Annotated in this window: 14 protein-coding genes and 1 tRNA gene; 6 read left to right on the forward strand and 9 right to left on the reverse strand. The window is 60.8% G+C overall.

All coding sequences use genetic code 11. The annotated features are described in order from the left end of the window. Nucleotides 1–95: 95 nt before the first annotated feature. The 7 genes from APH41_RS13880 to APH41_RS13910 form a co-directional block, all read right to left on the reverse strand. Nucleotides 96–851 carry an ABC transporter substrate-binding protein gene (locus APH41_RS13880; protein WP_054919510.1) on the reverse strand — a complete coding sequence of 252 codons (756 nt, stop codon included), beginning with the start codon at nt 849–851 and terminating at the stop codon, nt 96–98. A 66-nt stretch (nt 852–917) separates the two neighbouring features. Further along, nucleotides 918–1,688 (reverse strand): imidazole glycerol phosphate synthase subunit HisF, encoded by a 771-nt coding sequence (hisF, locus tag APH41_RS13885; RefSeq protein WP_054919512.1) that lies wholly within the window; start codon nt 1,686–1,688, stop codon nt 918–920. Nucleotides 1,689–1,697: 9 nt separating this feature from the next. Continuing rightward, nucleotides 1,698–2,435, reverse strand: a complete 738-nt coding sequence (gene hisA, locus APH41_RS13890) for a 1-(5-phosphoribosyl)-5-[(5-phosphoribosylamino)methylideneamino]imidazole-4-carboxamide isomerase (RefSeq protein WP_032894030.1) — start codon at nt 2,433–2,435, stop codon at nt 1,698–1,700. A 39-nt stretch (nt 2,436–2,474) separates the two neighbouring features. Next, complete coding sequence (locus tag APH41_RS13895; protein ID WP_054919515.1) at nt 2,475–2,732, reverse strand: DUF2164 domain-containing protein; 258 nt, start codon at nt 2,730–2,732, stop codon at nt 2,475–2,477. Beyond that, nucleotides 2,733–3,371, reverse strand: coding sequence for an imidazole glycerol phosphate synthase subunit HisH (gene hisH / locus APH41_RS13900; protein ID WP_054897551.1), 639 nt, complete (start codon nt 3,369–3,371; stop codon nt 2,733–2,735). Continuing rightward, nucleotides 3,371–3,967 (reverse strand): imidazoleglycerol-phosphate dehydratase HisB, encoded by a 597-nt coding sequence (gene hisB / locus APH41_RS13905; RefSeq protein WP_003187781.1) that lies wholly within the window; start codon nt 3,965–3,967, stop codon nt 3,371–3,373. The genes hisH and hisB overlap by 1 nt, the downstream gene beginning before the upstream one ends. 277 nt (nt 3,968–4,244) lie before the next feature. Next, complete coding sequence (locus tag APH41_RS13910; protein ID WP_054897552.1) at nt 4,245–5,906, reverse strand: OFA family MFS transporter; 1,662 nt, start codon at nt 5,904–5,906, stop codon at nt 4,245–4,247. Nucleotides 5,907–6,232: 326 nt separating this feature from the next. Here APH41_RS13910 and APH41_RS13915 point away from each other — a divergent pair, with 326 nt between their 5' ends. The 5 genes from APH41_RS13915 (at nt 6,233) to APH41_RS13935 (ending at nt 10,805) form a co-directional block, all read left to right on the forward strand. Beyond that, a complete protein-coding gene (locus APH41_RS13915) occupies nt 6,233–8,449 on the forward strand; it encodes an AsmA family protein (protein WP_054919517.1) in 2,217 nt (738 codons plus the stop codon). Next, a complete protein-coding gene (gene mutY, locus APH41_RS13920; RefSeq protein WP_054919519.1) occupies nt 8,446–9,513 on the forward strand; it encodes an A/G-specific adenine glycosylase in 1,068 nt (355 codons plus the stop codon). The genes APH41_RS13915 and mutY overlap by 4 nt, the downstream gene beginning before the upstream one ends. Beyond that, complete coding sequence (locus APH41_RS13925; RefSeq protein WP_034125530.1) at nt 9,510–9,782, forward strand: oxidative damage protection protein; 273 nt, start codon at nt 9,510–9,512, stop codon at nt 9,780–9,782. Before mutY ends, APH41_RS13925 begins: the two co-directional genes overlap by 4 nt. 103 nt (nt 9,783–9,885) lie before the next feature. Further along, nucleotides 9,886–9,961, forward strand: a tRNA-Phe gene (locus tag APH41_RS13930). Nucleotides 9,962–10,133: 172 nt separating this feature from the next. After that, nucleotides 10,134–10,805 (forward strand): hypothetical protein, encoded by a 672-nt coding sequence (locus APH41_RS13935; protein WP_034125529.1) that lies wholly within the window; start codon nt 10,134–10,136, stop codon nt 10,803–10,805. A gap of 36 nt (nt 10,806–10,841) precedes the next feature. Here APH41_RS13935 and APH41_RS13940 read toward each other — a convergent pair whose 3' ends face one another. Both APH41_RS13940 and APH41_RS13945 read right to left on the reverse strand, forming a co-directional pair. Then, nucleotides 10,842–12,449, reverse strand: a complete 1,608-nt coding sequence (locus APH41_RS13940) for a glycosyltransferase family 39 protein (RefSeq protein ID WP_054919522.1) — start codon at nt 12,447–12,449, stop codon at nt 10,842–10,844. Between the two features lie 87 nt (nt 12,450–12,536). Beyond that, complete coding sequence (locus APH41_RS13945; protein ID WP_054919524.1) at nt 12,537–13,502, reverse strand: arsenic resistance protein; 966 nt, start codon at nt 13,500–13,502, stop codon at nt 12,537–12,539. A 158-nt stretch (nt 13,503–13,660) separates the two neighbouring features. On the opposite strand from APH41_RS13945, the gene APH41_RS13950 reads away from it, so the two are divergent. Then, nucleotides 13,661–14,074, forward strand: coding sequence for a hypothetical protein (locus tag APH41_RS13950; RefSeq protein WP_034125526.1), 414 nt, complete (start codon nt 13,661–13,663; stop codon nt 14,072–14,074). Nucleotides 14,075–14,221: the final 147 nt, after the last annotated feature.

Raw genomic sequence — 14,221 nt, forward strand, 5'->3', positions numbered from 1 at the left:
GGGAGCTTGCTCCCGCTGGAGTGCGAAGCGCTCCCACGATTTTAGGGCCGCTACGCAGCCCAGCGGGAGCAAGCTCCCTCGCCACAACAGCTCACTTACAGATATTGCGCCATGATTTCGTCTATACGGCCGCTGTTGCGTAACTCATCCAATGCGGCCTGGAGCCTGGCCACCACCTCATCCGACACGTCTTTGTTCAACGCCAGGTAAAGCTGCGCACTGTTGAAGCGCAATACCGTCTTGAGCCCGTTCACCCCCACCTGCCGCGCCAGGTAACGCCCAGCGGGGTCGCCTGTGGCCCACAGGTCGATCTGGCCTTCCATAAGCTTTTGCGCATTATCCTGGTCACGCAGGGCGACTATCGGCTTGAGCCCCTGCTTGTCCAGGCTTTCGGCAATGGCATCGCCTTTGTAGGCGCCAATCTTGTAGCGGCGCGCTTGCTCCAGATTTTCCAACTCGATCTTGCTGTCTGCCTTGGCCAGCAACACCCAATCGTCCGGGCCGATAGGGCCGACCCATTTGAACAAGGCTTCACGATCTGGCAACCGCGCCATTACAAACACGCCGTAACCTGGCTGTTCCAGGGCGAGCTTGTAGATTCGCTCCCAAGGAAAACGCAGAGTGAGGTTGTAGGAAATGCCAGCGCGCTTGAAGGTTTCGCGCACGATGTCCACGGCAATGCCTTCGATGTTCTCGTCCTTGGCGAAGTTCTTGCCGTTTTTCGCCATGTTGTAGGGCGGGAAATTTTCCGTCAGCAACACCAGGGAGGCGTCAGACGGTTGTTCGGCGTGTGCCGGAGCCACCATGAGCATGGAGGAACTGGCGAGGGCGAGCAGCAGGTGTTTGAACATGAAGGCTACCGGAATCCATGGCAAGCGCAGAGAGTGCCGCGAGCCTGCCATGGTGTCCAGCAGCGTTTAGCGCACGACGATACCGCGCGCTGCCATGTAGGCCTTGGCCTCGGGCACGGTGTATTCGCCAAAGTGGAAAATACTCGCCGCCAGCACCGCGCTGGCATGGCCTTCAAGCACGCCATCGGCCAGGTGTTGCAGGTTGCCGACGCCGCCCGACGCGATCACCGGGATGCCCAGTGCATCGCTGATGGCGCGGGTGACACCCAGGTCGAAACCGTTTTTCATGCCGTCCTGGTCCATGCTGGTCAGCAGGATCTCACCGGCGCCCAGGCCTTCCATCTTCATCGCCCACTCCACCGCGTCCAGCCCGGTAGGCTTGCGCCCGCCGTGGGTGAAGATCTCCCAGCGCGGGGGTTCGCCCGGGCCGGAGACCTTCTTGGCGTCGATAGCCACCACGATGCATTGCGAACCGAAGTGCTGCGCGGCTTCGCCGACAAACTCGGGGTTGAACACCGCGGCGGTGTTGATCGAGACCTTGTCCGCACCGGCATTGAGCAGGTTGCGGATGTCTTGCACTGTGCGCACGCCGCCACCCACGGTCAGCGGGATAAACACCTGGCTGGCCATGCGCTCGACGGTATGCAGCGTGGTATCGCGGCCATCGACGCTGGCGGTGATGTCGAGAAAGGTAATCTCGTCGGCACCTTGCTCATCGTAGCGACGGGCAATTTCCACCGGGTCGCCGGCGTCACGGATGTTCTCGAACTTGACGCCCTTGACCACGCGACCGTTGTCGACGTCCAGGCAAGGGATGATGCGTTTGGCCAGCGCCATGGTCAGTCCTCAGCCGTTGTAGGCGTCGCAGTAAGCCTGGGCTTCGGCGACGTCCAGAGTGCCTTCATAGATCGCACGGCCGGTGATGGCGCCGATGATCCCAGGCGCCTTGGCGTCCAGCAGCGACTTGATGTCGCCCAGGTTGTGGATGCCGCCGGAAGCGATCACCGGAATCTTGGTGGCCGCTGCCAGGGCTGCGGTGAAGGGTACGTTGCAGCCCTGCATCATGCCGTCTTTGGCGATGTCGGTATAAACGATGGCGGACACGCCGTCGGCTTCGAACTGCTTGGCCAGGTCGATCACTTGCACGGTGCTGATTTCAGCCCAGCCGTCGGTGGCGACGAAGCCGTCCTTGGCATCCAGGCCGACGATCACCTTGCCAGGGAACGCGCGGCAGGCTTCGGCGACGAAGGCTGGGTCTTTCACGGCCTTGGTGCCGATGATCACGTAGCTCACGCCCGCTTTCACGTAGTGCTCGATGGTTTCCAGGGAGCGGATACCGCCGCCGATCTGGATCGGCAGGGTCGGGTAGCGCTTGGCGATGGCGGTGACCACCTCGCCATTGACCGGCTGGCCTTCGAAGGCGCCGTTCAGGTCCACCAGATGCAGACGACGGCAGCCCCCTTCTACCCATTTGGCAGCCATGCTCACCGGGTCATCGGAGAACACGGTGGAATCTTCCATGCGGCCTTGGCGCAGGCGGACACAAGCGCCGTCCTTGAGATCGATAGCGGGGATAATCAGCATCTGGCAAACCTTATTCGATATTCAGCAATGCTTGGGAAATCAGGGTTTCTCAAGCGACCACAAGTCGCTTTCGATGCTTTCGAACCTTTCTTTAAGGAGCGTCTGCGTGTCGAAAATCGCCCTGTTGTAATAATGCGGCGCCACTTCGGTGGTGAACAACTCAAGAATTTCGGCGACCTCGAACGAGCCCAGCTTGAGCTCGAAGCGGTCTTCCATGAACCGCTTGATCTTGTCGGTAGCCTCACGTTCCTGCTCGGGCGCGAGGTTCAAGATCGGCGGCTTCGGCTTCCTCCCCATTTACCAGCGACCATCCCACGCGGCGAAATTCTGCAGCAATTGCAGGCCATGGGTATGGCTTTTCTCCGGGTGAAACTGCACGGCAAAGCGCGAACCATCGGCCAGTGCGGCGGCAAAATCGACGCCGTAATGCCCGCCACCCACCACCTGGCGCGGGTTACCGGCGGCGATGTAGTAGCTGTGCACGAAGTAGAAACGCGCCATGTCCGGGATGTCGTGCCACAGCGGGTGGTCGACGGTGCGGCGCACTTCGTTCCAGCCCATGTGCGGGACTTTGAGGTGCTCGCCATCTTCATGCAGGTCTTTGCCGAAGAACTTCACCTGCCCTGGAAACAGGCCAATGCAGTCGACACCGCCGTTCTCTTCACTGCTGTCGAGCAAGGCTTGCATGCCCACGCAGATACCGAGGAAGGGGCGGTCCTGGCTGACTTCGCGCACCAGGCTATCAAAGCCCAGGCGACGGATCTCGGCCATGCAATCGCGAATCGCGCCGACGCCGGGGAACACCACACGGTCGGCTTCGCGAATCACGTTGGCATCGCTGGTGATCAGCACCTTGCCGGCGCCTACATGCTCAAGGGCCTTGGCCACCGAGTGCAGGTTACCCATGCCGTAATCGATAACCGCGACCGTCTGCATTACAGGACGCCCTTGGTCGACGGCATTTGCCCGCCCATGCGCTCATCGACTTCCACGGCCATGCGCAGTGCGCGGCCGAAAGCCTTGAACACGGTTTCGATCTGGTGGTGAGTGTTGGTGCCGCGCAGGTTGTCGATGTGCAGGCTGACCAGTGCGTGGTTGACAAAGCCCTGGAAGAATTCCTGGAACAGGTCGACGTCAAAGCCACGGCCCACGTTAGCGCGGGTGTACGGCACGTGCATCTGCAAACCCGGGCGACCGGAGAAGTCGATGACCACACGGGACAGCGCTTCATCCAACGGGACATAGGCATGGCCGTAGCGACGGATGCCTTTTTTGTCGCCGATGGCCTTGGCAAACGCCTGGCCGAGGGTGATGCCCACGTCTTCCACCATGTGGTGGTCGTCGATATGCAGGTCGCCTTTGCCGACGATATCCAGGTCGATCAGCCCGTGACGGGCGATCTGGTCCAGCATGTGCTCAAGAAAAGGTACACCGATATCAAATCGGGCCTTTCCGGTGCCATCCAGGTTGATCGAGGCTTTGATCTGGGTTTCCAGAGTGTCGCGCTCGACAGATGCCTTACGTTCGGCCATCACCAGCTCCGCAAAATCATTGGGCGAAAAAGGCAGCCATTATAGGGGCGCAGGCGCTAAACAGAAACAACGAAGGGGATAAGACTGACGAGTTGGAGCGAGGAATGTCGGGGATAGACATGTGCATACATGTGAGCATGGGCTTATGTGGGAGCTGGCTTGCCTGCGATGCATACACCTCGGGGTATCAGTTACACCGCAGTGATGCTATCGCAGGCAAGCCAGCTCCCACACAAGCCCGGCCCCCACAGGAGCCGGGCCCACCCTTATTGCGGTGTCAGTGGAACAGTACCGCGGTCTTCTGCAGGGTCACCCACACACCCCACGCCAGCGGAATACCCACTACCAGCCACGCGGCAATCGCCAGCGGCTTGCTGGCGGCGGAGGCCTTCCACTCCAGCACGGTGCTCGCATCAGCACCTTTGTCATGGCCCAGCGCCTGTTCGGCGGCAAGTTCCGCGTCGGTCATGAAGTACTTGTCGGCCACCGGGCGCACCAGCAGGTTGCAGATGAAGCCCAGCACCAGCAGGCCGGCCAGGATGTACAAGGTGATGTCGTAGGCCGCGGCGCGTTCAACGCCGATGCTCAACTGGTATTCACGCAGGTAGTTCACCAACACCGGGCCCAACACGCCCGCAGCGGCCCAGGCGGTCAACAGGCGACCGTGGATCGCGCCAACCATCTGAGTGCCGAACAGGTCCGCCAGGTAGGCCGGAACCGTGGCAAAACCACCGCCGTACATCGACAGAATGATGCAGAACGCGGCCACGAACAGCGCCACGTTACCCAGGTGCCCCAGGTTCGGGATCAGCGCGTACAGGGCAAAGCCCAGGGCGAAGAACACAAAATAGGTGTTTTTACGCCCCAGGTAGTCGGAGAACGACGCCCAGAAGAACCGGCCACCGATGTTGAACAGGCTCAACAGGCCGGTAAAACCAGCGGCAATGGCTGCAATGGAGGCCAACTGGCCCGCATCCAATTGACCAAATGGCACATCAACACCCAGCAACTTGCCGCCGAACACTTCCTGCAGCAGTGGCGAAGCCATGCCCAGGATGCCGATACCGGCCGACACGTTCAGGCACAGCACCAGCCATACCAGGCGGAACTGCGGGGTTTTCCACGCGACATTCACATGCACATGGCGGTGAGTGATCATCGCATTGCTGGCTTTTTTCGCCGGAGCAGTCCAACCCTCAGGCTTCCAGCCGGTTGGCGGCACGCGATACAGCAGTGCGCCACCGATCATGAACACGAAGTAAATCGCCGCCATGACCACAAAGCTCTGCCATACACCGACGCTGGTCGGTGAAGAGAAATGGCCCATCAGCGCCGCGGCCAAAGGTGCACCCACCATCGCGCCGCCGCCAAAGCCCATGATCGCCATGCCAGTCGCCATGCCGCGTTTGTCCGGGAACCACTTGATCAAGGTCGAAACGGGCGAGATATAGCCCAGGCCCAGGCCAATACCGCCAATGACCCCGGAGCCGATCCACATCAGCCAGATCTGGTGGGTATAGATACCCAAGGCGGAGATCAGCAGGCCACCACACCAGCACAGCGCCGAGACAACACCAGCCTTACGCGGCCCGGCGTGTTCCAGCCAGCCGCCCCAGATTGCTGCGGAGCAGCCCAGGAAGATGAAGAACAGGGTATAGATCCAGCCCAGCATGGAGATGGGCCAGTCGCATTGGGACGAAAAGACTTGGGCGATAAAGCTCATGTCCGGAGCGCAGGCCACAGGTGCGGTGATGCCCAGCGCCTTGGACAAGGGCAGCCAGAACACCGAGAAGCCGTAGGCCATGCCGATGCACAAGTGGATGGCCAGTGCGGCCGGTGGAACCAGCCAGCGGTTGAAGCCCGGCTTGGCGATGATGCGCTCCTTGGACAGGAACGCAGGCTGTGCGGCGGCATTGCCGGCCACAGTGCTAGTGCTCATTGGTGTTTCCCCCAGTTATTGGTATGCGTCCGTCAGGCGCTCTCTCCCTCGGCCTTGCACGCAAAGCGTGGCCGTTTTGTTGAGTGAAGCTCCCTTTTAGGCGCGACGTTAAGTCGCAGAAGGCGGACGAACGTGCAGAGATTAGCACCAGTGGATGACGGAAAAATCAAACTGCCACTACCTTTTTTCGATTATCTGTATTTTCTTGACGTCAAAATCCCATTTCCGCACCGGTGGATACAATGTAACGATCCGTGAACTGACGCCGGCCTTCGGGCGTTATACTCTGCGGCTAAATTTTGAAATCGACATACAAGGACTCGCCCATGAAAGCGTTCGGCAAAATCCTGGGTCTGGTACTTCTCGGGCTGTTGCTGATCATTGTGGCGCTCGGCTTTGCCCTGACCCACCTTTTCGATCCCAACGACTACAAAGAAGAAATTCGCCAGATAGCCCGCGACAAGGCCCACATCGAGCTGACGCTCAATGGCGATATCGGCTGGAGCCTGTTCCCCTGGCTGGGCCTGGAGCTTCATGAAGCCAGCGTCGCAACCCTGACCGCACCGACTCAACCGTTTGCCGACTTGCAGATGCTCGGCCTCTCAGTGCGCGTACTGCCGCTGCTGCGCCGCGAAGTGCAGATGAGCGATGTGCGTGTCGAGGGCCTGAACCTGCGCCTGAACCGCGATAAGCAAGGCCACGGCAACTGGGAAGACATCGGCAAGAACCTGCCCGACGAAACCGCCGGTGCCCCCGCTCCCGCGCCGGTCGAACCGGTGGCTGAAACCAAGCCGGAAAAACCGCCGCAGCCGATCCGCCTGGACATCGACAGCCTGACCATCAACAACGCCCGCGTCGAATACACCGATGAACAGACCGGCAAGCAATTGAGTGCCGAAAGTATCCAGTTGAGTGCCGGTGCCATCCACGAAGGCGCCAGCATCCCGCTGAAACTCACGGCGTTCCTGGGTAGCAACCAGCCGCTGATGCGGGTCAAGACTGAGCTGAACGGCAACTTGCGCATCCAGCGCGCGCTCAAGCGTTATCAGTTCGAAGACATGCGCTTGAGTGGCGAAGCCACCGGTGAGCCGTTGCAAGGCAAGACCGTGAGCTTCTCCACCCAGGGCCAACTGCTGGTGGACTTGGCGGCCAACGTCGCCGAATGGACCAACCTGAAACTGGCGGCCAACCAACTGCGCGCCCTGGGGGAACTGAAGGCCAATGACCTGGACAAAACCCCGCAGATCAGCGGCGCCCTGTCGGTTGCCCAGTTTGACCTGGCCAAGTTTCTTGAGAGCGTCGGCCACCCACTGCCTGCCATGGCCCCAGGCAGCCTGAGCAAGGTCGAACTGGTGAGCCGCCTCAAGGGCACGCCCACCAGCGTCGCCCTGGAAGACTTGAACCTGAAGCTCGATGCCAGCACCTTCACCGGCCGCGTCGCCGTGGATGACTTCGCCAAGCAGTCACTGCGTGTGCAGCTCAAGGGCGATACCTTCAATGCCGACAATTACCTGCCGGCCAAATCCGAAGCCGCCAAAGGCGCAACCGCCGCACGCCAGGCCGAAGTACAGAGCAGCGAAGCCGGCGCCATGGCGGCAGGCGGCAGTACACCATTGCCGGAGGCGCCAACCAAAGGTGCCTGGAGCAACGACAAACTGCTGCCGCTGACGCGCCTGCGCAGCCTGGACGTGAATGCAGACCTGGCCTTTGGCGAACTGACCCTGAGCCAGTTGCCCATTCAGAACGCGGTGCTCAAAGCCTCCGGCATTGACGGGCAACTCAAGCTCGACACCCTTAGCGGCGGTCTCTACAACGGCACGTTCCAGGCCAACGGCACACTCGACGTACGCCAGGACACGCCAGTGCTGGCCCTGCAAAGCCACATCAAGCAGGTGCCCGTTGAGCGCATCCTGCAGGCCCAAGGGAAAAACCCGCCGGTCAAAGGCCAGCTCACCCTCGACAGTAACCTCAACGGCCGTGGCAATAGCCAGAAGGCCTTGATCGACAGCCTCAACGGCACCACCAGCATCGTGATCAACAACGGTGTGCTGCTCAATGCCAACATCGAGCAGCAACTGTGCACCGGCATCGCCCTGCTCAACCGCAAGACCCTGAGCGCCACACCAGGCGGCAAGGACACGCCCTTCCAGGAACTGCGCGGCAACCTCACGCTCCGTAACGGCGTGGCCAGCAACCCCGACCTGAAAGTACGCATTCCTGGCCTGACGCTCAACGGCAACGGTGATGTGGATTTACGCGTGCTGGGCATGGACTACCGCGTCGGCATCATCGTCGAAGGCGACAAGCGCGACGTGCCGGACCCAGCCTGCCAGGTCGGCGCCAACTTCCAAGGCATTGAGGTGCCACTGCGCTGCCGAGGCCCGCTTGAGCTCGGCGCCAAGGCCTGCCGCCTGGACAAGGACGGCCTGGGCCAGGTCGCCCTCAAGGCTGCCGGCAACCGCCTCAACGAGAAGCTGGAAGAGAAACTCGACAAGGTTAACCCCAAGCTCAAAGACGCATTGAAAGGCCTGTTCAACCGATGAGAAACGAGCAGTTTTCACAAGCGGTGCTGGACTGGTACGACCGCCATGGCCGCCACGACCTGCCTTGGCAACAGGACATCACCCCTTACCGGGTGTGGGTGTCGGAGATCATGCTGCAACAGACCCAGGTCAGCACCGTGCTCAACTACTTCGACCGGTTCATGGCGTCCCTGCCGACCGTCGAAGCCCTGGCCGCTGCGCCGGAAGATGAAGTGCTGCACCTGTGGACGGGCCTGGGCTACTACACCCGGGCGCGCAACCTGCAGAAGACCGCCAGGATCGTGGTGGCCGAACACGGCGGCGAATTCCCCCGCGACGTGGAAAAGCTCACCGAGCTGCCGGGCATCGGCCTGTCCACCGCTGGCGCGATTGCCAGCCTGAGCATGGGCCTGCGCGCGCCGATCCTCGACGGCAACGTCAAACGCGTGCTGGCGCGCTTTACCGCGCAAGAGGGTTACCCGGGCGAGCCCAAGGTCGCCAAACAGCTGTGGGCCACCGCAGAGCGCTTCACACCCTTTGAGCGCGTCAACGCCTACACCCAGGCCATGATGGACATGGGCGCCACCCTGTGCACCCGCAGCAAACCCAGCTGCCTGCTGTGCCCGCTGGAAAAAGGCTGCGAAGCCCACATGCTGGGCCTGGAAACACGCTACCCGATCCCGAAGCCGCGCAAGACCGTCCCGCAAAAGCGCACGCTGATGCCCATGCTGGCCAACGCAGAGGGCGCGATCCTGCTTTACCGTCGCCCGTCTACGGGCTTGTGGGGCGGCTTGTGGAGCTTGCCGGAGCTGGACGACCTGCAAGACCTGGATCACCTCGCCAACCAGCACGCGCTGGCGCTGGGCAAGCATCAGGAACTGCCCGGGCTGGTCCACACTTTCAGCCACTTCCAACTGGCCATCGAACCCTGGCTGGTCCAGGTCGAGGAAACCGCCCATCACGTGGCCGAGGCCGACTGGCTCTGGTATAACCTCGCCACCCCGCCGCGCCTGGGCCTTGCCGCCCCGGTGAAAAAACTGCTGAAGCGCGCGGCCGACGTATTGAACGCAGGAGTTTCGTCATGACCCGCACCATCATGTGCCGCAAGTACAAAGAAGAACTGCCAGCCCTGGAGCGCCCTCCGTACCCAGGTGCCAAGGGCCAGGACATCTACGAGCACGTCTCCGCCAAAGCCTGGGGCGACTGGTTGAAACACCAGACCCTGCTGATCAACGAAAAACGCCTGAACATGATGAACGCCGAAGACCGTAAATACCTGGCCGGCGAAATGGACAAGTTCTTTTCCGGCGAGGAATACGCCAAGGCCGACGGCTACGTGCCGCCTGCTCAATAATTGATCAAAAACCAGGATCTGCACGTAAGCGACGGTAATAATTAAATATTTTTTGAAAACTTGCTTGACGACCCCCTGAAAAACCCGTTTAATGCGCCCCGTTGCCCAGATAGCTCAGTCGGTAGAGCAGGGGATTGAAAATCCCCGTGTCGGCGGTTCGATTCCGTCTCTGGGCACCAAAATACCGAGAAACCCCAAGGAACAATGCGTTCCTTGGGGTTTTTTATTGCCTGCGATTTAATGCGACTCACGCATTTACGGACACGATGTCGCAGCAGGACGATTGAGGGTTATTTTTGGCTGGACTCAATCGTTCAGCCTTTACCCAAATCTCAGTTGTAAGGTTTTTTCATGACCCGCTTCTTGCTTTGCACCCTGTTACTACTGACCGCCCTGCTCAGTGGGTGTGCCACGCAGCTGGACGTAGCGATCAACGCGACGCCTGATCCCGACTATCACTTCGACCGGCAGGCAACCGTGCTGGTGACCTCCACTGGCGGAAGTGATGAAAACTCACTCAATGCTCGCTACTACCTGCGTGACATGGTCCGCGCCATGCAGGACCAGGGCTTTCGCAATGTCTTCACCGACACCACCCTGCCCAAGAACCACGCGCCGATCAAAATGACCGTCACCCTGGACGTCGACAGCAAGCAGGTGACGTATCGCTATACCGCCACCGAATACGGGCAGGTGGCAAAAAGCACCACCACTCAATGCAAGAAGAACAAGAAAAAGACCGACCAACTGACCTGCACCAGCACTCCAAACACCTCCTACGGCCCGGTAGGGACCTCGGAGCGCACCGGCTACACCACGCTCACCACCTTCCGGGTCACCGCTCGTGATGAAGTGAGCAGGCGCGCTGTCTACCTGCTAAGGGCGTCGTCCTATAACGACGACTGCCAAGCCGCCAAGGTCGAAGCCTTCCTGGTGCAGCAGGGTTTGCAGAACCTGAATTTCCAGGACCGCGTGCAGCGCAATTACACGGTCACGATGCCTGAAAGCTTCCGCTGCAAATAATCATCTGCTCGACAGGCCCTTGGCTCAAGGGCCTCCTTACTTGAGCAAGAACACCATCAACGGGTTGTCATTCAAGCGCCCTTGATAGCTCGGCGCCAGGTGCTCCACCGGCGACCCCTTCAACAGCGCGGTCTCCTTGCGCGACACGATCACCCAGGAGGGCCGGGGCAGCGCCGCCAACTTCTCAAGCTCGTGACGCCCGACAAACAGCGGCTGTTCATCGTGATCCAGGTTCATCATGTAGCGCACCGCCCAGGTATCCCGGGCCAGATCGACAAACACCAAGGGACCTGGCTGCGTCTGGCGCAACGCCTCCACCTGGCTGACAAACCGCCGGGTGTCGAATTGCAGGTCCTTGGCCGGCTCTATCACTGTCACAAGCAACAGCCATTGCGCCACCAGCGCGATCAGACTGAGCCACACCAACCGCCATGCTCGCTGCCAGGCAATCAACGCTGCGGCTTGCAGCACCACCAGCACGCCGATCATCAACGGCAAGGAAATCTCCGGCCAGTAGCCCTGCTTGTGCCAGGCGTGTCGACACACAAACAACACAACCACGCACAACGCCGGCAGCGCCGCGACCAGCCATTCGTAGCCACGACGCACGCCCACCAGCCAGCCTTGCGCATGCAGCAGCCCATAGGCAGCGACAGCCGCAAACATCGGCACCATCGGCAGAATGTAATAAGCGCGCTTGAAGTGCGGTACCGACAGGCCGAGCAGAATCATCAAGCCGCAGCCCCCGAACCGCACCAGCAATTGCAGGTGCTCATTGCCCCAACGCTCGGGCCAGCGATGGCGCAACGCAAACAGGGTCGCAAACGCCAGCGGAACCACCGGGAAGTAGCGGTACAAGCTCAGTTGGAAGTAAAAGTAAAACGGCTCACCCGACTCATCCAGACGCCCACCGACTTGCATCTTGAAGACTTCATCGGCAAACGCAGCGCCACCACTGAACCGCGCAAGCTTCATCAGCAGCCACCAGCACGCTGCGAGCAACACCAGGCCGGCAACGCCGTGGATCAGCACCTGCCGGACACGCTCTCCCGGCTTGCCCAATGCCCAATACACACACACCACCCCGCAGACTTCAATCAACCCCAGCGGCCCACGTATGGCAAAACCCAGGATGAACAGCGGGAACACCGCCAGTTGCCTCAGCCGTGACCCGAGGCGTTCGCCGGTGTGCAGCAGATAGAAACTGCCCACGCATAACAACGCGACCATCTGATCCAGGCACACCGAGCGCGACTTTTCGAGTAACTGGGCGGTGAGCAGCGTGAGCAGCACCGTCAGCAGCGACCAGGCACGGCTGTAGGGTGCCAGCAGGCGATACATCAGCGCGATCACCCCCGCCGACGCGAGCGCTGTGGGCAGCACATTCGCCAAGTGGTTCGGCGCGTCAAACAAGCGGGCGAATAGATAACTGAAGAAGGTCGCGGTGCCGGGGTAATCCGCATAGGGCTGGCCGTAGGTGGTGGGGAAAAGACTCGCGCCATGGCGATACATTTCCTGCATGAACAGCGCCCAACGCCCGTCAAAACCCTGGGGCTGCTGATCCCAGATACCTACTGTGAACAACAAGAGAGCGACCAGGAAAATACCCAGTGACTCCAGGCGAAAACGGTTGCGGTGATCCATCGGTTGACCTGTCAGGTGGGAAGCGCTGGCGTATGGTGCCGAACGCGCCCCTGAATGGCGCCTGAACAGACCTGAACATTCACGTGGTTACCGACTGGTGGGCCACACCACTGCCGGGATCAGGCGAACGTAGGCCAACTCGGCAACCAGCTCGATCAGGGTCTGCAGGATCACCACCGTTGCGGCCAAACCGCGCACATCCTCCGGCAGGGCCAGCGCCAATGGCAAAACCACCAGCGAATTACGCGTCGACGCACTGAACGTCACCGCCCGCGCCGTCACCGCTGGCAGTGCGAACAGCCGCGCAGCCCCAATGCCCATCAACGGTGCCAACAGTACAAAGGCCACGTAGATTGGAATGACCGGCAACAACAAATTGATATCTCGCACCACCGCAGTGATGTGCGAAGCGAGCACGACAAACAACACCAGCGCCATCGCCGGCACCGGCAACCACGCCCAGGCGCTGCTCCAAAGACCGATAGCGCTCGAACGCCGCGCAAGCGCGCTGGTGAGGACAGCCAGAAGCATCGGCACCACAATCAAGCCCACGAACGCCTCTACAAATGGCCCCGCCGCTACCACCACGCTGGATTGCTCGCCCAACATCAGCCCCAGGTATACCGGCAACAGCAGCAGTTGCAGCAAAAGCAACAGCGGGGTTGCCGCCAGCATCGAACGCGAATCGCCCTTGCCGATATGGGTAAACACCACCACGTAGTCGATACAGGGCGTTAGCAACACCAGCAGAGCGCCCACCAGCAACGCCGGACGCTCCACCAGGCCGCGGGTCAACCCCCACACCAGCAAAGGCACCAGAATGAAATTGGCCAGCAGCAAGGCCGCCATGAATCGCTTGTTGCCCAAGCCTTGGCGCAGCTCAAGAAAGGGTATCTGCAAAAACATCGCATACATCAGCACGGCGATGGCAGGTGTCACCCAAAGGCTGAAGCCCTGCGCCGACAAGGGCCAGAACAGGCCAAACGTGACGGCAACAAAGACGGCAACAAAGTAGATCGGGACCTGATGGTGTTCCAGGGTGTCACGGGTCATGGGCGGGCTCTGGTGGGTCAATAGACTGTCAGCCTAAGTACCCGCGCAGATAAGGTCGAGCACTACAGCAATCATTGCCGCCCGAGAAACCCTTGGGATTTACCCCAACCTGCGCTTCAATACACCCTCCAGACCAGACCCCCAAGGACGTTGAGCCCATGGCCTCGCCAAACAAGCAGCAAAAACGCGCCCACCGGGCAAAAGCCAAGGCCAAGCAAAACCGCACCCAGCGCGCCGTGGCGCACAAGCCGGATGCTTTTGCTGGCGACGACAGCCGCATCGACCTTGAGTCGGTGGATTTGACTGAACTGTTCGTCGAAATGCGTGCCGCTGGCGAGATCAGCCAGCAGGCGCTGTGTGCGGTGTTCCTGGCGCACCCGTTGCTGGCGCTGGTGCTGGAGCAGGAAGGCGAAGAAGAAGCGACCGACTTTATCCTGGCGGCGCTGATCGAGTATCGGCAGTGGGCGACGGACAGCGATGACGAAGCCGCGGCGTTAGCGTGGATTGAGTCGCCGCAGTTCCAGGCCGATTACGTGGCGGCGTCCCAGGCGCTGGCCAACGCCCCCGACTGACACAAAATAAAAATGTGGGAGCGGGCTTGCCCTAATGCCAGTCAGTTAAGAGCTCGAGCAGACAACCAGTGACTTGTGGCGAGGGAGCTTGCTCCCGCTGGACTGCGTAGCAGTCCCATTTTTGGGGCCGCTTCGCGCCCCAGCGGG

The organism is Pseudomonas sp. NBRC 111138 (genome assembly GCF_001320835.1).
In the GTDB taxonomy this organism is placed as follows: domain Bacteria; phylum Pseudomonadota; class Gammaproteobacteria; order Pseudomonadales; family Pseudomonadaceae; genus Aquipseudomonas; species Aquipseudomonas paracarnis.

Coding starts and splice junctions, on each gene's coding strand:
- APH41_RS13880 (WP_054919510.1), bottom strand. CDS start 851: ATGTTCAAACACCTGCTGCTCGCCCTCGCCAGTTCCTCCATGCTCATG.
- hisF (WP_054919512.1), bottom strand. CDS start 1,688: ATGGCGCTGGCCAAACGCATCATCCCTTGCCTGGACGTCGACAACGGT.
- hisA (WP_032894030.1), bottom strand. CDS start 2,435: ATGCTGATTATCCCCGCTATCGATCTCAAGGACGGCGCTTGTGTCCGC.
- APH41_RS13895 (WP_054919515.1), bottom strand. CDS start 2,732: ATGGGGAGGAAGCCGAAGCCGCCGATCTTGAACCTCGCGCCCGAGCAG.
- hisH (WP_054897551.1), bottom strand. CDS start 3,371: ATGCAGACGGTCGCGGTTATCGATTACGGCATGGGTAACCTGCACTCG.
- hisB (WP_003187781.1), bottom strand. CDS start 3,967: ATGGCCGAACGTAAGGCATCTGTCGAGCGCGACACTCTGGAAACCCAG.
- APH41_RS13910 (WP_054897552.1), bottom strand. CDS start 5,906: ATGAGCACTAGCACTGTGGCCGGCAATGCCGCCGCACAGCCTGCGTTC.
- APH41_RS13915 (WP_054919517.1), top strand. CDS start 6,233: ATGAAAGCGTTCGGCAAAATCCTGGGTCTGGTACTTCTCGGGCTGTTG.
- mutY (WP_054919519.1), top strand. CDS start 8,446: ATGAGAAACGAGCAGTTTTCACAAGCGGTGCTGGACTGGTACGACCGC.
- APH41_RS13925 (WP_034125530.1), top strand. CDS start 9,510: ATGACCCGCACCATCATGTGCCGCAAGTACAAAGAAGAACTGCCAGCC.
- APH41_RS13935 (WP_034125529.1), top strand. CDS start 10,134: ATGACCCGCTTCTTGCTTTGCACCCTGTTACTACTGACCGCCCTGCTC.
- APH41_RS13940 (WP_054919522.1), bottom strand. CDS start 12,449: ATGGATCACCGCAACCGTTTTCGCCTGGAGTCACTGGGTATTTTCCTG.
- APH41_RS13945 (WP_054919524.1), bottom strand. CDS start 13,502: ATGACCCGTGACACCCTGGAACACCATCAGGTCCCGATCTACTTTGTT.
- APH41_RS13950 (WP_034125526.1), top strand. CDS start 13,661: ATGGCCTCGCCAAACAAGCAGCAAAAACGCGCCCACCGGGCAAAAGCC.